The sequence below is a fragment of the Alphaproteobacteria bacterium genome, assembly GCA_035625915.1.
GTDB lineage: Bacteria > Pseudomonadota > Alphaproteobacteria > JACZXZ01 > JACZXZ01 > DATDHA01.
The window spans coordinates 1-15,986 of record DASPOR010000237.1; the positions used below are offsets into that span (position 1 = coordinate 1).

General features: G+C 61.5%; 30 protein-coding genes. All 30 read right to left on the reverse strand.

Features of this window, described 5'->3' with window-relative positions; all coding sequences use genetic code 11:
• Positions 1 to 304 (reverse strand): AAA family ATPase (locus VEJ16_19190; GenBank protein ID HYB11787.1); only part of this gene is annotated, 304 nt, incomplete at its 3' end.
• A complete protein-coding gene (locus VEJ16_19195) occupies positions 301 to 1,773 on the reverse strand; it encodes a DegQ family serine endoprotease (GenBank protein ID HYB11788.1) in 1,473 nt (490 codons plus the stop codon). The genes VEJ16_19190 and VEJ16_19195, both read right to left, overlap by 4 nt.
• Before the next feature lie 118 nt (positions 1,774 to 1,891).
• Positions 1,892 to 2,314 (reverse strand): 50S ribosomal protein L17, encoded by a 423-nt coding sequence (gene rplQ, locus VEJ16_19200; protein ID HYB11789.1) that lies wholly within the window; start codon positions 2,312 to 2,314, stop codon positions 1,892 to 1,894.
• 30 nt (positions 2,315 to 2,344) lie between these two features.
• On the reverse strand, positions 2,345 to 3,361 hold the full coding sequence (locus VEJ16_19205; protein HYB11790.1) for a DNA-directed RNA polymerase subunit alpha: 1,017 nt from the start codon (positions 3,359 to 3,361) through the stop codon (positions 2,345 to 2,347).
• Between the two features lie 121 nt (positions 3,362 to 3,482).
• Positions 3,483 to 3,872 carry a 30S ribosomal protein S11 gene (gene rpsK, locus VEJ16_19210; GenBank protein ID HYB11791.1) on the reverse strand — a complete coding sequence of 130 codons (390 nt, stop codon included), beginning with the start codon at positions 3,870 to 3,872 and terminating at the stop codon, positions 3,483 to 3,485.
• Between the two features lie 43 nt (positions 3,873 to 3,915).
• On the reverse strand, positions 3,916 to 4,290 hold the full coding sequence (gene rpsM, locus VEJ16_19215; protein HYB11792.1) for a 30S ribosomal protein S13: 375 nt from the start codon (positions 4,288 to 4,290) through the stop codon (positions 3,916 to 3,918).
• 133 nt (positions 4,291 to 4,423) lie between these two features.
• Complete coding sequence (locus VEJ16_19220) at positions 4,424 to 5,083, reverse strand: adenylate kinase (GenBank protein ID HYB11793.1); 660 nt, start codon at positions 5,081 to 5,083, stop codon at positions 4,424 to 4,426.
• Complete coding sequence (gene secY / locus VEJ16_19225) at positions 5,080 to 6,423, reverse strand: preprotein translocase subunit SecY (protein ID HYB11794.1); 1,344 nt, start codon at positions 6,421 to 6,423, stop codon at positions 5,080 to 5,082. Before secY ends, VEJ16_19220 begins: the two co-directional genes overlap by 4 nt.
• Before the next feature lie 43 nt (positions 6,424 to 6,466).
• On the reverse strand, positions 6,467 to 6,967 hold the full coding sequence (gene rplO / locus VEJ16_19230) for a 50S ribosomal protein L15 (protein ID HYB11795.1): 501 nt from the start codon (positions 6,965 to 6,967) through the stop codon (positions 6,467 to 6,469).
• Positions 6,968 to 7,001: 34 nt separating this feature from the next.
• Positions 7,002 to 7,205, reverse strand: a complete 204-nt coding sequence (rpmD, locus tag VEJ16_19235; protein ID HYB11796.1) for a 50S ribosomal protein L30 — start codon at positions 7,203 to 7,205, stop codon at positions 7,002 to 7,004.
• 4 nt (positions 7,206 to 7,209) lie between these two features.
• Positions 7,210 to 7,770, reverse strand: coding sequence for a 30S ribosomal protein S5 (gene rpsE / locus VEJ16_19240; protein HYB11797.1), 561 nt, complete (start codon positions 7,768 to 7,770; stop codon positions 7,210 to 7,212).
• Between the two features lie 13 nt (positions 7,771 to 7,783).
• The gene (gene rplR / locus VEJ16_19245) at positions 7,784 to 8,146 is read right to left on the reverse strand and encodes a 50S ribosomal protein L18 (GenBank protein ID HYB11798.1); all 363 of its coding nucleotides are present in this window, start codon (positions 8,144 to 8,146) and stop codon (positions 7,784 to 7,786) included.
• Positions 8,147 to 8,155: 9 nt separating this feature from the next.
• Complete coding sequence (gene rplF / locus VEJ16_19250) at positions 8,156 to 8,689, reverse strand: 50S ribosomal protein L6 (protein ID HYB11799.1); 534 nt, start codon at positions 8,687 to 8,689, stop codon at positions 8,156 to 8,158.
• Between the two features lie 8 nt (positions 8,690 to 8,697).
• Positions 8,698 to 9,096 carry a 30S ribosomal protein S8 gene (gene rpsH / locus VEJ16_19255; GenBank protein HYB11800.1) on the reverse strand — a complete coding sequence of 133 codons (399 nt, stop codon included), beginning with the start codon at positions 9,094 to 9,096 and terminating at the stop codon, positions 8,698 to 8,700.
• 13 nt (positions 9,097 to 9,109) lie between these two features.
• Positions 9,110 to 9,415, reverse strand: coding sequence for a 30S ribosomal protein S14 (gene rpsN, locus VEJ16_19260; GenBank protein HYB11801.1), 306 nt, complete (start codon positions 9,413 to 9,415; stop codon positions 9,110 to 9,112).
• A gap of 20 nt (positions 9,416 to 9,435) precedes the next feature.
• Positions 9,436 to 9,978 carry a 50S ribosomal protein L5 gene (rplE, locus tag VEJ16_19265; GenBank protein ID HYB11802.1) on the reverse strand — a complete coding sequence of 181 codons (543 nt, stop codon included), beginning with the start codon at positions 9,976 to 9,978 and terminating at the stop codon, positions 9,436 to 9,438.
• A gap of 9 nt (positions 9,979 to 9,987) precedes the next feature.
• Positions 9,988 to 10,308, reverse strand: coding sequence for a 50S ribosomal protein L24 (rplX, locus tag VEJ16_19270; protein HYB11803.1), 321 nt, complete (start codon positions 10,306 to 10,308; stop codon positions 9,988 to 9,990).
• Positions 10,305 to 10,673 carry a 50S ribosomal protein L14 gene (gene rplN, locus VEJ16_19275; protein HYB11804.1) on the reverse strand — a complete coding sequence of 123 codons (369 nt, stop codon included), beginning with the start codon at positions 10,671 to 10,673 and terminating at the stop codon, positions 10,305 to 10,307. The genes rplX and rplN overlap by 4 nt, the downstream gene beginning before the upstream one ends.
• A 22-nt stretch (positions 10,674 to 10,695) precedes the next feature.
• A complete protein-coding gene (gene rpsQ, locus VEJ16_19280) occupies positions 10,696 to 10,944 on the reverse strand; it encodes a 30S ribosomal protein S17 (GenBank protein HYB11805.1) in 249 nt (82 codons plus the stop codon).
• A gap of 11 nt (positions 10,945 to 10,955) precedes the next feature.
• Positions 10,956 to 11,165: a 50S ribosomal protein L29 gene (gene rpmC / locus VEJ16_19285; GenBank protein HYB11806.1), complete on the reverse strand. Its 210-nt coding sequence runs from the start codon at positions 11,163 to 11,165 to the stop codon at positions 10,956 to 10,958.
• A 3-nt stretch (positions 11,166 to 11,168) separates the two neighbouring features.
• Entirely contained in the window at positions 11,169 to 11,588 is a 420-nt protein-coding gene (gene rplP / locus VEJ16_19290) for a 50S ribosomal protein L16 (protein HYB11807.1), read from the reverse strand.
• Between the two features lie 21 nt (positions 11,589 to 11,609).
• A complete protein-coding gene (gene rpsC, locus VEJ16_19295) occupies positions 11,610 to 12,287 on the reverse strand; it encodes a 30S ribosomal protein S3 (protein ID HYB11808.1) in 678 nt (225 codons plus the stop codon).
• Positions 12,287 to 12,682 carry a 50S ribosomal protein L22 gene (rplV, locus tag VEJ16_19300; GenBank protein ID HYB11809.1) on the reverse strand — a complete coding sequence of 132 codons (396 nt, stop codon included), beginning with the start codon at positions 12,680 to 12,682 and terminating at the stop codon, positions 12,287 to 12,289. Before rplV ends, rpsC begins: the two co-directional genes overlap by 1 nt.
• A gap of 1 nt (position 12,683) precedes the next feature.
• Positions 12,684 to 12,962 (reverse strand): 30S ribosomal protein S19, encoded by a 279-nt coding sequence (gene rpsS / locus VEJ16_19305; GenBank protein HYB11810.1) that lies wholly within the window; start codon positions 12,960 to 12,962, stop codon positions 12,684 to 12,686.
• Positions 12,963 to 12,974: 12 nt separating this feature from the next.
• Entirely contained in the window at positions 12,975 to 13,805 is an 831-nt protein-coding gene (gene rplB / locus VEJ16_19310) for a 50S ribosomal protein L2 (protein ID HYB11811.1), read from the reverse strand.
• Positions 13,806 to 13,819: 14 nt separating this feature from the next.
• Positions 13,820 to 14,140, reverse strand: a complete 321-nt coding sequence (locus VEJ16_19315; GenBank protein ID HYB11812.1) for a 50S ribosomal protein L23 — start codon at positions 14,138 to 14,140, stop codon at positions 13,820 to 13,822.
• The gene (gene rplD, locus VEJ16_19320) at positions 14,137 to 14,757 is read right to left on the reverse strand and encodes a 50S ribosomal protein L4 (GenBank protein HYB11813.1); all 621 of its coding nucleotides are present in this window, start codon (positions 14,755 to 14,757) and stop codon (positions 14,137 to 14,139) included. The genes VEJ16_19315 and rplD overlap by 4 nt, the downstream gene beginning before the upstream one ends.
• Before the next feature lie 5 nt (positions 14,758 to 14,762).
• On the reverse strand, positions 14,763 to 15,488 hold the full coding sequence (gene rplC, locus VEJ16_19325; protein HYB11814.1) for a 50S ribosomal protein L3: 726 nt from the start codon (positions 15,486 to 15,488) through the stop codon (positions 14,763 to 14,765).
• 14 nt (positions 15,489 to 15,502) lie between these two features.
• Positions 15,503 to 15,811: a 30S ribosomal protein S10 gene (gene rpsJ, locus VEJ16_19330; GenBank protein ID HYB11815.1), complete on the reverse strand. Its 309-nt coding sequence runs from the start codon at positions 15,809 to 15,811 to the stop codon at positions 15,503 to 15,505.
• A gap of 58 nt (positions 15,812 to 15,869) precedes the next feature.
• Positions 15,870 to 15,986, reverse strand: a 117-nt coding sequence (gene tuf, locus VEJ16_19335) for an elongation factor Tu (GenBank protein ID HYB11816.1), incomplete at its 5' end; no start/stop codon positions are given.

A 15,986-nucleotide genomic window follows, 5' to 3' on the forward strand; every position in this document is an offset into this window, starting at 1 on the left:
CGCCCATTTCGCGCCGCTTTCTTGCGGCGTCAAAAATCCTTCGCAGGTCGGCAACGCCCGAAAACACCGCCGAAAGCGGCTCGAAATGCATTTTCGTGACCTGCGCCAGAAGGCGCGCGATCGTCGTCTTGCCGCAGCCAGGAGGGCCCCAGAGAACGATCGAGGCGAGGCGCCGAACCTTGACCATGCGGCCGATCGGACCATCCGGGCCGAGAAGATGATCCTGTCCGACGAGTTCGTCGAGCGACTTGGGACGAAGTCGGTCGGCCAGCGGGCGCGGCGCCGATCCCTCGAAGAGCGTCAAGTGCTGACCACGACGTTGAATACCTGTTCGCCGCGACGAATACTCAACCGCCACGACGACAGTTGATGATCGAGTGCCGACTTCAGATCGTCGATGGACTTGATTTCGGCGCCGTTGATCTTGAGAATTAAGTCGCTCGGTTTGATGCCGAGACGGTTCGCCGGCGTACCCGGCTTCACTGCGGTCACGACGACACCCTTGAGGAAAGAATCGAGGCCGAGCTCCTCGGCGACGGCGGGCGAGAGGTTCGCAACGGTTGCCCCGCCGAGCGGAAGCTCACTGCCGAACTGGGTCGTATTACGCGGTGGATCTTCCGGCGGCGCCGTCAGTGCTATGGAAAGGCTCAATTGCTGACCTTGGCGAAAAACGGTAAGGATCGCCGTCGTGTGGAGCGGCTTGGTCGCGATCCGATATCTAAGCGAGTCCGCATCGTCGACACCCCTGCCGTCGATCTTGAGAATGACATCACCCGGCTTCAGGCCCGCTGCAGCGGCCGGGCCGCCTCTGTAGATTTCGTTCACCAGCACGCCCGAAGGCCGGCTGAGGCCGAGGGTCGAGGCCGTGTCGGCCGTGACGGTTTCGCCTTGGGCGCCAAGCCACGGCCGTACCAATCGCCCACCCGCCCGAATACTCGCGACAACCGTTCGCACCATGTTCGACGGAATCGCGAAACCAATTCCGATCGACCCGCCCGAGCCGGAATAGATTGCGGAATTCACGCCGATCAATTTCCCGTCCATGGTCACGAGCGGTCCGCCGGAGTTGCCGGGATTGATCGCCGCGTCCGTCTGAATGAAAAAATTGAAGTCGCTGACGCCGACTGTCGTGCGCGCGAGGGCGGATATGATTCCGCTCGTCACCGTCTGGCCCACGCCGAACGGATCGCCGATCGCGAGCACGAGATCGCCCACTTCGACGGCATCCGAATCCCCGAACTCCAAGACCGGAAGTGCTGCGCCGTGGGTGTCGATGTGAAGGACGGCGATATCGGCTCGTTCGTCCGAACCGATGAGCTTAGCTTCGAATTCGCGTCGATCGGACAAAACGACCGTGATCTGATCGGCTCCCTTGATGACGTGGTGATTGGTCACGATCGTGCCGTCGGCACCGATGATTACGCCGGAGCCGAGTGTGTTCTGCACACGTCGCTCAGGCGGACCGCCCAGGAATTGGTCGCCGAAAAAGCGCCGGAAGAAAGGATCCTTCTGAAGGGGCGAGGAGGGCTGCTCGACCACCGTTCGCGTGTAGATGTTGACGACTGCCGGGGAGACTTTCTTGACGACAGGGGCGAAGCTGAAGGTGATCTGCTCCCGGTTTTCGGGTGTTGCCTTGCCCGCGGCCAGCGCTGCGTCGCCAGATCCGCAAGCCGTCACAAGCATCCCCATCACGCCGAGAACGCGGATGAGGGCGCGGGGAAGATCCGATTTTCGGCCGGCGGAACTCCGTTTTGCCCCTTCTTTCGGCTCCATGGTGTCTAGCGCCCCTGACATGCCGTCCCGAACGATAACTTAGCAAGCTGGAACGAAAAGGGCAGCCCCTGGGGGCTGCCCTTTGAATTTCGAATTTGCTCGTTCAGTCGTAGCCGGATCAGGCGGCCTCCGCCTCCGTCTCGGCTTCCGGCTTGGGACCGGAATCGAGGCCCTTTGCCGCCGGGTCGCGGTCGACCAGCTCGATGATCGCCATGGGCGCCGAATCGCCATATCGGAAGCCTGCGCGCATCACCCGGGTATAACCGCCGGCCCGGTCCCGGTAACGCTCCGCCAGTGTCGAGAACAGCTTCTCGGTCAACTTTCGGTCCTGAAGCACCGAGATCGCCTGACGCCGTGCGTGGAGGCCGCCGCGCTTGCCAAGCGTGATCAGTTTCTCGACCACAGGCCGCAAGTCTTTCGCCTTTGGTAGAGTCGTCTTGATTTGCTCGTGCTTGATCAAGGCCGCCGCCATGTTGTCGAACATGGCCTTTCTATGGCTGCTCGTGCGGTTAAGCTTGCGCCCGCTAATGCCGTGCCGCATGTGTCCGGACTCCTCTCAGCGCCACCTGGGTCAGTAAGGCTCTTCGAGCCGCTTGGCGAGTTCCTCGATGTTCTCAGGCGGCCAACCCGGAATCTCCATTCCAAGGTGGAGATTCATCTGGGCGAGCACTTCCTTGATTTCATTGAGCGACTTGCGGCCGAAGTTCGGCGTGCGCAGCATCTCAGCCTCGGTCTTTTGGACGAGATCGCCAATGTAAATGATGTTGTCGTTCTTAAGGCAATTCCCCGAACGAACCGAAAGCTCAAGCTCATCGACCTTACGCAACAGGTTCTTGTTGAACGGCAGCTCCGCCGGACGCTCCTCCTCCCGCGCGTGGGAAGGCTCTTCGAAATTAATGAAGAGCTTGAGCTGCTCCTGCAGGATGCGGGCGGCGAGCGCGACCGCATCCTCGGGCTTCACTGCCCCGTTTGTTTCTACGGTCATCGAGAGCTTGTCGTAGTCGGTCACCTGGCCGACGCGCGTGTTCTCAACCTTGTAGCTGACCTTGCGCACAGGGCTATAGATCGCATCGACTGGGATCAGGCCGATCGGCGCATCCGCCGCACGATTAACGCCTGCCGGAACATAACCTTTCCCTGATTCGATCGTCAGCTCCATTGAGATCTTCGCCCCCTGATCGAGGGTGCAGATCACGTGGTCGCGGTCGAGCACCTCGATGTCGTGACCGGTCTCGATCTGCCCGGCCGTGACCTCACCCGGACCGCTCGCCCGAAGATGGACCTTCTTTGGTCCCTCGCCGTGCATGCGGAACGACATCGACTTCACGTTGAGGACAATGTCCGTAACCGCCTCGAGCACGCCCGGAAGCGAGGAGAATTCATGGAGCACGCCATCAATCTGGATCGCTGTCACGGCCGCACCCTGCAGCGAGGACAAGAGAACCCGACGAAGCGCGTTGCCGAGCGTCAGCCCGAAGCCGCGCTCAAGCGGCTCGGCGACGATGGTGGCGACCCGATCGATGCGAGCGCCCGATTGAACCTCCAATTTGGAGGGCTTGATCAAATCCTGCCAGTTTTTCTGAATCACGGGATCGACCTCTCCGTGCTAGGGCGGAACAAACACCGCCACTCGTTCAACGACTATTCCTACCGGGCCCCGCCAGAGGACCCGGCCCAAGAAGCAACCGCATGCGCATGCACACCCAGCATTACACTCGTCGACGCTTGGGCGGGCGGCAGCCATTATGAGGAATGGGTGTCACATCGCGGATGGCGGTGATCACAAATCCTACATTTTGAAGCGCGCGAAGTGCCGACTCGCGACCAGCACCGGGCCCTTTGACCTCAATTTCGAGCGTCTTCATCCCGTGCTCCATTGCCTTTCTGCCGGCGTCCTCCGCCGCCATCTGCGCGGCATAGGGGGTCGACTTACGTGAGCCCTTGAACCCCTGCGAGCCTGAGGACGACCATGCGATCGCGTTACCCTGCGCGTCCGCTATGGTGATCACGGTATTGTTGAACGTCGCGTTTACGTGCGCGACGCCGGCAGTGATATTCTTGCGCTCGCGGCGCCGCCGCGGAGCTGCAGCTTTCGCCATGATTTAATCCCCAAATGTCCAGCGTTTCATAACTGACGAGACCTCAGACGGCCTTCTTCTTGCCCGCAATCGGACGCGCCTTACCCTTGCGGGTACGCGCATTCGTGTGGGTGCGCTGGCCGCGAACCGGTAGGCCCTTGCGATGCCGCAGACCACGATAGCAGCCAAGATCAAGAAGGCGCTTGATGTTCATCGCGACTTCGCGCCGCAGGTCACCCTCGACCTGATACTCGCGGTCAATCGTCTCACGAATGCGAATGACCTCTTGCTCGGTCATTTCATTGACACGACGCTCCGGCGGAATGCCGACCTTTTTCATGATCTCCTTCGCCTTGGCGGCGCCGATGCCGTAAATGTAGGTGAGTGCGACCTCGACCCGCTTTTGCGTCGGAATGTTCACGCCAGCAATTCGCGCCACGTTTGCCTCTCTTTACACAAAAGCGCTTTCGCGGAAAAAGCACCAGAAATCGTATGGCCTTCGGCCACGACAAAACGCCCCTTCCGGCTTTCTGCCGAGGGGGAGCCGGATTATAGGCCGAAACGCCTGCCAGTCAACCAATTCCGCGACCCTCGACGATTGCCGCGATCTGCCCGGCAACCTTGTCGATATCGGCCATGCCGTCGACCCGCTTCAAGATGCCCTTGGCCTCGTAGTAAGGCAGGATGGGCGCTGTTTGCGCCCGATAGGCGGCCAGCCGGGACGCAACCGTCTCTGGATTGTCGTCGGCGCGACGCACGAACTCCCTCGAGCCGCACACGTCGCACACGCCCGGGGTCTTGGGCTTCTGAAACTCATCATGATAACCCGTCCCGCACCGGGCACAGCTGTAGCGGCCCACGATTCGCCGCGTGAGGACCGCTTCGTCGACCGCAAGTTCGATGACATGGTCGAGCGTGAGATGCTTTTTCGCGAGCATTTCGTCGAGGGCCACAGCCTGTGCCCGCGTGCGAGGAAACCCGTCTAGGATGAAGCCCTTCTTGCAATCGGGTTGGCCGATGCGATCCGCGATAATCGAGATTACCATGTCGTCGGGCACGAGTTGGCCCGCTTCCATGATGGACTTGGCTTTCCGGCCTACTTCGGTGCCAGCCTTGACCGCGGCCCGCAGCATATCACCGGTCGAAAGCTGCACGAGGCCGTATTTGTCTTGCAATCGCTTTGCCTGCGTTCCTTTCCCGGAGCCCGGAGGTCCCAAGAGCAGCAGATTCATCCCCGCCGTCCGCGCAGTTTTGCCTTCTTGATCAAACCTTCGTACTGATGTGCGATGAGGTGCGCTTGTATCTGTGCAACCGTATCCATCGTCACGGAGACCGCGATCAGCAAGCTCGTCCCGCCGAAATAGAATGGCACCGAGTACTGCGTGATCAGAATCTCTGGCAGGATGCAAACGGTCGAGAGATAGGCGGCCCCGACCACCGTCAGTCTGGTCAGGATGTAGCTCAGATAGTCCTCGGTGTTCTTACCTGGGCGAATACCGGGAACAAAGCCGCCGTGCTTCTTCAGATTGTCGGCGGTGTCGTGTGGGTTGAACACGATGGAGCTGTAGAAGAAGCAGAAGAACACGATAAGCGCAACATAGCCCAACATGTAAAGCGGCTGTCCGTGGGCGAGATAGGAGGTGATTTGCTGCAGCCACTCCGGCCCTTGCGCGCCCGAGAAACCCGCGATCGTGACCGGTAGGAGGAGCAGCGAGCTTGCAAAGATGGGCGGAATGACGCCCGACGCGTTGAGCTTCAGGGGAAGATGCGAACTCTCGCCGCCGAACACGCGGCTGCCTTGCTGGCGCTTCGGATATTGCACGATGATGCGGCGTTGAGCGCGCTCCATGAAAACGATCGCCGCGATGACGCCAACCGCCATAACCAGAAGAATCACGATCACGAAGCTCGAAATGGCGCCGGTGCGGCCGAGTTCCAGGGTATTGGCGAGCGCATTCGGCAGGTTTGCGACGATACCGGAGAAAATGATCAGCGATACGCCGTTGCCGACTCCGCGCGCCGTCACTTGTTCGCCGAGCCACATGAGAAACAGGGTCCCACCCGTGAGCGAGAGCACGGTGGTCATGCGAAAGAAGAGGCCAGGATCGATGACGGCCGGGCCGTGCGAGCCGGACATGCCCTCTAAGCCGATGGCCAGGCCATAGGCTTGGAATGCCGCCAGGATGACTGTGCCGAAGCGGGTATATTGATTGATCTTCTTGCGGCCTTGCTCGCCTTCCTTCTTGATCGCCTCAAGCGAAGGGACGATCGACGTCAAGAGCTGCATGATAATGGACGCCGAGATGTACGGCATCACGTTGAGGGCGAACATCGTCATGCGACGGAGCGCTCCCCCGGCGAACATGTCGAACATGCCGAGGATGCCACGCGAATTCTGGGTGAATACGTCCTGCAGAATCGTCGGATCGATGCCCGGGACGGGGATGTAAGTGCCAAGCCGGTAGACCATCAGCGCCCCAAGCGTGAACCAGAGGCGCTTTTTGAGCTCGGTCGCCTTGGCGAAGGCGCCGAAATTTATATTGGCGGCAAGTTGTTCGGCGGCAGATGCCATACGCTACTCCGGCAGGCCGGATCGGTCGGCCCGTCCATCGGGTTCAGGCCTTGGCGGAGGACGCCTTATCTTCGTTGGTGGGCTTGGGTGCGCTGACGGTCACCTTCCCGCCAGCCTTTTCGACCGCCGCAATAGCGGCCTTCGAAGCGCCCGCGACCACAATGTCAATCTTGGACTTGAGCTTGCCCTTTGCAAGGAGTCGCACGCCGTCTCGAGTGGATTTGACGAGGCCCGCCGCGACAAGGATAGCCTCGTCCACGGTCTTTCCCGCATCGACTCGGCCGGCCTCGATCGCCTCCTGAAGGCGGCCGATATTCACGTGGCTATGCTCTTTGGGGAACATGCTACGGAAGCCGCGCTTGGGCAGGCGCCGGAAGAGCGGCATCTGACCGCCCTCGAAGCCGAGCAGCGACACCCCACTTCGTGCCGTTTGGCCCTTTCCTCCGCGTGCCGCCGTTTTGCCCTTGCCGGAGCCGATGCCCCGGCCCAACCGCTTGTATTTTCGGTGGGCACCCGGGTTGTCTCTGATTTCGTTCAGTTTCATCGCCTTCTTCCTCAACGCCTTCGTCTCGGCCACCTTAACCGTCGACCTTCACCAAATGATGCACCCGCGCGATCATGCCGCGCACGGAGGGTGTGTCCTCAAGCTCGACAGAGCGGTGCATTTTATTGAGACCGAGGCCGATCAGGGTCGCGCGCTGGTAATCCTCGCGTCCGATCGGGCTGCCGATTTGAGTCACTCGCACGGTCTTAACGCCAGGCTTCTTTTCTTTTGCCGCCATGAACCTACTCCTTCGGCGCCGCAGCTGGCTCACCGCCTCGCCGGCCGATGATCTCGCCCACCTTCTTGCCTCGTTTCGAAGCGACGAGGCGGGGGGCCATGATATTGGAGAGGGCGGCGAACGTTGCCTTGATCATGTTGTGCGGATTGGTCGAGCCGATCGACTTGGCGACCACGTCCTGCACACCGAGGCATTCGAAGATCGCGCGCATCGGTCCACCCGCGATGATGCCGGTGCCCGGTGCCGCCGACCGCACCACCACGCGACCGGCGCCGTAGCGCCCGAGCACATCGTGATGCAGCGTCCTGCCTTCGCGCAATGGAACTCGGACCAGCGAGCGCTTGGCCTGGTCGGTCGCCTTCCGGATCGCCTCCGGTACCTCGCGCGCCTTGCCGGATCCATGACCGACGCGGCCTTTGCCGTCACCCACGACGACGACTGCGGCAAATCCGAAGCGCCGGCCGCCCTTGACCACCTTGGCAACGCGATTGATGCTGACGAGCTTTTCGACGAGCTCGCTCTCTTCGCGCTCGCGCGTTTCGCGTTGGGACACGTTCCTTGCCATCGATCCTGATCCCCTAGAACGCCAAGCCGCCCTCGCGGGCGGCGTCGGCCAGGGCCTTGACCCGGCCGTGATAGAGATAAGCTCCGCGGTCGAACACGACTTCCTTCACACCCTTCTCGATCGCGCGCTCGGCGATCAATTTGCCGACTGCTTTTGCGGCCTCGATATCCGATCCCTTTTTGATCTGGCTCTTGAGATCCTTGTCGAGGCTCGACGCCGCGGCGAGCGTGACACCTTTGGTGTCGTCGATCACCTGGGCGTAAATGTTCTTGCTCGAGCGATGGACGCTGAGACGCGCACGCCCGGCGGATTTGCGGGCGAGCCGGGTTCGAATGCGCCGCTTGCGGCGCGTGTGGAGATCGAGAAACGGCTTCATGGCTCGCACCTACTTCTTTTTGCCTTCCTTGCGCCGGACGTGCTCACCCTCGTAGCGGATGCCTTTGCCTTTGTACGGCTCCGGACCGCGCATGGCACGAATCTCCGCCGCAACCTGCCCGACGCGCTGGCGATCGGCACCGCTGATCGTGATGGACGTTGGCTTGTCGCACTTGATCGTGATCCCCTCGGGGATCGGAAACACCACGTCGTGGCTGTAGCCGAGCAGGAGTTGGAGGTTTTTGCCTTGCACCGAGGCCCGGTACCCAACGCCCTGAATCTCGAGATTGACTGTGAAGCCCTTCGAAACACCAGCGATCAAATTATTGATCAGGCTGCGGTAAGTGCCCCACAACATGCGCGCGCGTTTGGTCTCGCCCCGCGGCTTGACCCAGATTTTGCCCTGGTCGAACTTGGCCTCGACATCGTCGGGGATGGGAAGGCTCAATTGCCCGAGTTTGCCCTTGACCGTCAGGTTGGCGCCGCCGAGCTGCACGTCGACGCCACCGGGCACCGCGACAGGGTATTTTCCAACGCGCGACATGACTGCTCCTAAAACACCTGACAGAGGATCTCGCCGCCAACATTTGCGGCACGAGCATCCGAATCCGACATTACGCCACGCGGCGTTGAAAGGATTGCAATACCCAGCCCGCCATGCACTCGAGGCAGGTCCTTGATCTTCGAATAGACCCGTCGGCCTGGCTTCGACACACGCTGAATCTCGCGGATGACCGGCTGGCCTTCGTGGTACTTGAGCTCGATCTCGAGCGCCACCACGCCTGGCCGCTCCTGGTGTTCGGAGTAGCCGCGGATGTAACCTTCCCGCTTCAGAACCTCGAGAACATTCGTCCGCAACCGGGAGTGCGGCGCCAACACGCTTGCCTTGCGCGCACGCTGGCCGTTCCGGATACGGGTCAGCATATCCCCAAGGGGATCGCTATACGACATCAACCGATCTCCTTTACCAGCTCGACTTGACCATGCCGGGTATCTGGCCGTTCGCCGCCAGATCCCGCAGTGCAATTCGCGAGAGTTTGAACTTGCGATAGAACGAACGCGAACGCCCGGACTGTTCGCAACGGTTGCGCACGCGCACCTTGGAGCTGTTCCGCGGCAACTCCGCAAGCTTGAGACGCGCCGTGAAGCGCTCCTCAGAGGGGCGCGACAGATCTTCGGCAATAGCCTTCAGCTTCGCGCGCCGGATTGCGTGCCGCTTCACCAGCCTTTGACGCCGCTTATTCTTCTCGATCGAACTTTTCTTGGCCATTCTCCGACCTCCGTAACGGGTCAGCCGCCGAACGGCATCGAGAACCCCTTGAGAAGCGCGAGCGCTTCCTGGTTCGTCTTTGCCGTCGTCACGATTGTGATGTCCATTCCACGGATTTGATCGATCTTGTCATAGTCGATCTCCGGGAAAACGATCTGCTCTTTGAGCCCGAAGGTATAATTGCCGCGCCCGTCGAAGCTGCGGTCCGAAAGGCCTCGGAAATCGCGTACGCGCGGAAGCGCAATAGTGACCAGCCGGTCGAGGAACTCATACATGCGCTCGCGCCGAAGTGTCACCTTGCACCCGATCTTCATGCCCTGGCGGAGCTTGAAATTCGCGATTGCCTTGCGCGCGGACATGATCACCGGCCGTTGCCCGGAGATGCGTGCAAGCTCCTCGGCGGCCACGTTGATCCGTTTGCTGTCGCCGACTGCCTGGCCCACGCCCATATTGATCACGATCTTCTCGAGCTTGGGTACTTCCATGGGATTCCGATACTGGAACTGCTTCATCAGTTCCGGCTTTAAAGTTTTCTCGTAATGCTCACGCAGTCTCGTGGCCATTGCCCCACCTTACCTGTCGATAATTTCGCCAGAGCGCTTGGCGTAGCGCACCTTGCGATTGCCTTCGACGAGTTTAAATCCGACGCGCGTCGGCTTGTCGTCCTTGGGGTCGAGGTGGGCCACGTTCGAGACGTGGATCGCCGCTTCCTGCTCGACAATGCCACCCGCATTTCGCGCCGAGGGCCTCGTGTGGCGCTTGACCATATTGACGCCTTGAACCAGCACGCGATCTCGCTCGACCAAGACCTTGAGCACGTCGCCCCGCTTGCCCTTATCGCGGCCGGCGAGCACGACCACGCGATCTCCCTTCTTGATCCTCGCGGCCATCACAGCACCTCCGGGGCCAACGAAATAATCTTCATGAACTTCTTGGCGCGCAGCTCGCGCGTCACGGGCCCGAAAATGCGCGTGCCGATGGGCTCGCCCTGCGGATTGATGAGCACGGCGGCGTTGCGGTCGAACCGGATTACGCTGCCGTCCTGGCGGCGAATTTCCTTCGAGGTGCGGACGATGACCGCCTTATGGACGTCGCCCTTCTTAACGCGGCCGCGCGGGATCGCGTCCTTGACCGACACGACAATGACATCGCCGACTGACGCGAACTTGCGCTTGGAGCCGCCCAGCACCTTGATGCACTGCACCCGACGCGCGCCGGAATTATCGGCGACCTCCAGGTTGGTTTGCATCTGTATCATGACACTCGACCCTTCCTTCCGCTCAGCCGGCCGCAGTCGGATCGCCGGCCACGACTTCCCAACGCTTGCGCTTGGAAAGCGGACGGCATTCGCGGATGCGCACCGTATCGCCGACCTTGAAACGGTTGGCTTCGTCATGCGCCATGAATTTCTTCGAGCGCGTGACATATTTTTTATAAACCGGATGCTGCACGCGGCGGTCGACCCGCACGATGACGGTCTTCTCCGCCGCGTCGCTCACCACCACACCCTGCAATTCACGCCTTGGCATCGCTCCGACTCCTACGAGGCCTTCGACGCCTTCCGGCCGCGCTCGCCGAGGATCGTCTTGATCCGAGCGATGTCGCGCCGCACGCGTCGCACTTGTGCCGTGTTCTCAAGCTGGCCGCTTGCCTTCTGGAAGCGCAGGTTGAAAGACTCCTTGCGCAGCCCAGTCAACTGATCCTTGAGCTCGTCCGTGGTTTTAGCTCGAATATCTTCTGCTTTTGTCATTGCTCAGTGTTCCTCACCGAGGCGTGCGACGAACCGAGTCCGGATCGGGAGCTTCGCAGATGCAAGTGCCATTGCCTCGGTCGCAATCGTGCGGGGCACGCCGTCCATCTCGAACATGATGCGACCCGGATGGATACGCACGCACCAGAACTCTGGCGTACCCTTGCCGGAACCCATGCGCACCTCGGCCGGCTTCTTCGAGACCGGTACGTCGGGGAAGACGCGGATCCAGACGCGCCCGACGCGTTTGATGTGACGCGTGATGGCGCGGCGGGCGGCCTCGATCTGACGCGCGGTAACGCGCCCCGGTTCAACGGCTTTTAGACCGTAGGCGCCGAAGTTGAGCGAGGTGCCGGCCGACGCAAGGCCCTTCACGCGTCCCTTGTGCGCCTTTCTGTACTTTGTTCGCTTCGGTTGAAGCATCACCTAGCTCCTTCGGTCCGACTAACGCCCGACTTGCTGATCAGCGAGTCGCTTATCCTGCGCCATCGGGTCATGCGCCATGATCTCGCCCTTGAAAATCCAGACCTTGACGCCGCAGGTGCCGTACGTGGTCTTCGCCGTCGCAACGCCATAATCGATGTCGGCTCGGAGCGTGTGGAGCGGCACGCGGCCTTCGCGGTACCATTCGACCCGGGCAATCTCCGCCCCCCCAAGCCGGCCTCCGCAAGTGATCTTGATGCCTTGGGCGCCGAGACGCATGGCCGACTGCACCGCGCGCTTCATCGCGCGGCGAAAGGCAACGCGGCGCTCGAGTTGCTGAGCGATGTTCTCCGCGACCAGGCGGGCCTCAAGCTCCGGCTTGCGGATTTCGACGATATTGAGGTGCACCTCGCTCGGCGTCATCTTGGCGATGTCCTGGCGCAATTTTTCGATGTCGGCACCCTTCTTACCGATGACGACGCCTGGACGTGCGGTGTGAATGGTGATCCGCGCCTTCTTGGCAGGCCGCTCAATCACCACGCGGGATACCCCGGCCTGCTGCAGCCGGTCGTGAAGATATTTCCGCAGCTTGAGGTCCTCGTGAAGCAGTTGGGAATAGTCGCCGTCGGCGTACCACCGGCTATCCCACGTCCGGTTGACGCCGAGCCGAAGCCCGGTTGGATTGACTTTGTGACCCATCAGGCCGTCTCCCCGGCTTGCGTTTCGCTCCGCTCGCGCACGACGATGCGGAGATTGCTGAATGGCTTCACGATGCGAACGCCCCGCCCGCGCGCCCGGGCGTGAAAGCGCTTCATTACCAGTGCTTTACCGACCGATGCCTCAGCGACGTATAGGCGGTCGACATCGAGCTGATGATTGTTCTCGGCGTTCGCAATCGCGGAGGCGAGCACCTTCTTCACTTCGCCGGCGATGCGCCGGCGCGAGAACGTAAGCTCAGCCAGCGCCTGCTCGGCCGCGAGGCCGCGAATGAGCTCAGCCACGAGATTGAGTTTGCGCGGGCTCGTGCGAATCGAGGCCGAGAAGGCCATCGCCTCGTTGTCCTTGAGTCGCCGCTCGGTTGCTTTCTTGCCCATGCTATTCCCTTTTCGCCTTTCGATCCGCGGCATGACCGTAGAAGACTCGAGTGGGCGAGAACTCACCGAACTTGTGACCGATCATATTCTCGGTCACCAGCACTGGAATGAACTTGTGGCCGTTGTAGACACCGAAGGTCAGGCCGACGAACTGCGGCAAAATTGTCGAGCGTCGCGACCAGGTCTTGATGACCTCCTTGCGTCCCGATTCGCGCGACTTCTCCGCCTTCTTCAGGAGATAGCCGTCGACGAACGGACCTTTCCAAACAGAACGAGACACGGTTGCGCTCTCCTACTTCTGGAAACGCCGGCGCACGATCAGTTTGCTCGTGGCCTTGTTCTTACGCGTGCGCTTGCCCTTGGTCTTGATACCCCAAGGTGTTACCGGATGTCGCCCGCCCTTGGTGCGGCCTTCGCCGCCGCCATGAGGATGGTCGATCGGGTTCATCGCAACACCGCGCACGATCGGCCGACGGCCCTTCCAACGCGAGCGACCCGCCTTGCCGATCTTTTCGTTGGTGTGATCGGGATTCGAAACCGCACCGATCGTCGCGAGGCATTCGGCTCGCACCATCCGCACTTCGCCCGAGCCGAGCTTCAGAAGCGCGTAGCCCGCATCGCGCCCGACGAGCTGCACATAGCTGCCGGCTGCGCGGGCGAGTTGGCCGCCCTTGCCGATCTTCATTTCCACATTGTGGACAATGGTGCCGATCGGAATGCTTGAGAGCGGCATCGCGTTGCCGGGCTTGATATCTTCACGCTCACCGGCGACCACGGTATCGCCGGCCTTGAGGCGCTGGGGTGCCAAGATGTACGCCAATTCGCCGTCCTGATACCGCACAAGGGCGATAAATGCCGTGCGGTTGGGGTCGTATTCGAGCCGCTCAACAACCGCCGGCATGCCCCACTTCGCGCGACGCGCGAAGTCGATCATGCGATAGCGCCGTTTGTGCCCGCCGCCCTTCTGCCACATCGTGATGTGGCCGTGATTGTTCCGTCCACCCGTGCCGATTTTCCCTTCGGTCAGGCTCTTGACCGGCTTGCCCTTCCAAAGCTCGGAGCGGTCGACCATGACGAGGCCGCGCAGGCCCGGCGTCATCGGCTTGTATGTTTTGAGTGCCATGGTCAGTCCTCGCCTCAGACGCCCGTCGTCACGTCGATGGTCTGGCCTTCCGCCAGCGAAACGACCGCCTTCTTGAAATCGGAGCGTTGGCCCGGATGGCCTTGCCAACGCTTGGCCTTGCCCGCAACCACGATCGTGTTGACGGCTTTGACCTTGACCTTGAACAGGCCCTCGACCGCGGCCTTGATCTCCGGCTTGGTAGCGTCGAGCGGTACGCGAAAGGTAACCTGATTATGTTCAGATCCGCGCGTCGACTTCTCGGTGATTACCGGCGAGCGCACGAGTTCGTACATCCGTTCCGTGCTCACTTTCACCGCACCAACATGCCTGCTCATCTCAGCCTCTCCTGCAGCTTCTCAACGGCGGCCTTGGTGAGCACGAGTGTGTCGCGCCTAAGAATGTCGTAGACGTTCGCACCCTGCTGCGGCAGCACGTCCACCCCCGGAATATTTCGCGCCGCTCGCGCAAAACCCTCATCCACCTCCGGCCCATCGATGATCAGCACCGACGACCAGCCGAGTTTGACGAACTGCCCGGCCAGGACCTTGGTCTTAGCCTCTTTGACAGCCGCCGCGTCCAGGATCGTGAGCTTGCCTTCAGCCGCCTTGGCCGACAGCGCCATCCTAAGGCCGAGTTTGCGCACCTTCTTTTGGAGATCGAAGGCGTGACTGCGCACGACCGGGCCGAAGATCACGGCACCACCCCGAAATTGCGGGGAGCGCAAGCTTCCCTGTCGCGCGTGGCCCGTGCCCTTTTGCTTGTATGGCTTCTTCGTCGTTCCCTGAACGTCGGAGATGCCCTTGGTTTTGTGGGTCCCGGCCCGTCGCTTGGCGAGCTGCCAATTGACCACGCGAGCCAATATGTCCTTGCGCGGTTCGACGCCGAAAACGGTTTCGTCGAGCTCGAGCTCGCCGACCGATTTGTTGTCGAGATCGATGATTGCCGTCCTCATCGCACTCATGCCTCGCTCTTCTCCGCCGGCGTCTCGGCCGAGGCCGGCGTGCCAGCCGCCTTGCGGACCGCCCCCGGGAAGGGCAGTTCCTTCGGCGCCTTTCGCTTGACCGCGTCACGCACGAGCACATAGCCCCCCTCGGCCCCCGGCACGGCGCCCTCGACCATCACGAGGCCACGCGCCACGTCGGTTGCCACCACCTTTAGGTTCTGTGTGGTGCGCCGGCGGTCGCCCATATGGCCAGCCATCTTCTTGTTCTTGAACGTCTTGCCGGGGTCCTGGCGGTTGCCGGTCGAGCCGTGGCTGCGATGGGAGATCGACACACCGTGGGACGCGCGAAGGCCGCCGAAATTCCATCGCTTCATGGCGCCGGCAAATCCCTTGCCGATCGTGGTGCCGGTCACGTCGACAAACTGTCCCGCAAGGAAGTGGTCGGCGGTCAACTCGGCGCCGACATCGATAAGTGCATCTGCGCTCACGCGAAACTCGAATACGCTCCGCTTCGGCTCGACCTTCGCCTTGGCAAAGTGGCCGCGCTCGGCCTTCGACACATTCTTGACCTTGGCAACGCCGAGACCGAGTTGGAGCGCGGTATAACCGTCTTTTTCTTCCGTGCGCTGGGCGATGACTTGGCAGCCTTCGACCTTGAGCACGGTGACCGGAACGTGGTCCCCGCTTTCGGTGAAGAGGCGCGTCATGCCGATCTTTTGCGCGATAAGCCCGGTACGCATCGATAACGCTCCCCTCAGAGCTTGATCTCGACGTCGACGCCGGCCGCGAGGTCGAGCTTCATCAGGGCATCGACCGTCTGAGGTGTCGGATCGACGATGTCCAACAACCGCTTATGCGTCCGGATCTCGAATTGCTCGCGCGACTTCTTATCGACGTGGACCGAGCGGTTCACCGTGAACTTCTCGATCCGCGTCGGCAGCGGGATCGGCCCGCGCACGCGAGCACCCGTGCGTTTGGCTGTGTTGACGATCTCGCTCGTCGACTGGTCGAGCACGCGGTGGTCGAACGCCTTCAAGCGGATCCTGATATTCTGATTGTCCATCGTCGTTTCCTGTCGCCGAGCCGGAGCCGCATTGCCCCGGCCATAATGTCCCGCCCGTCTATTGGATGATCTTGGCGACGACGCCGGCGCCGACCGTGCGCCCGCCCTCGCGGATGGCGAAGCGCAGGCCCTCGTCCATCGCGATCGGCGCGATCAGCTCGACCTCCATCGCGAT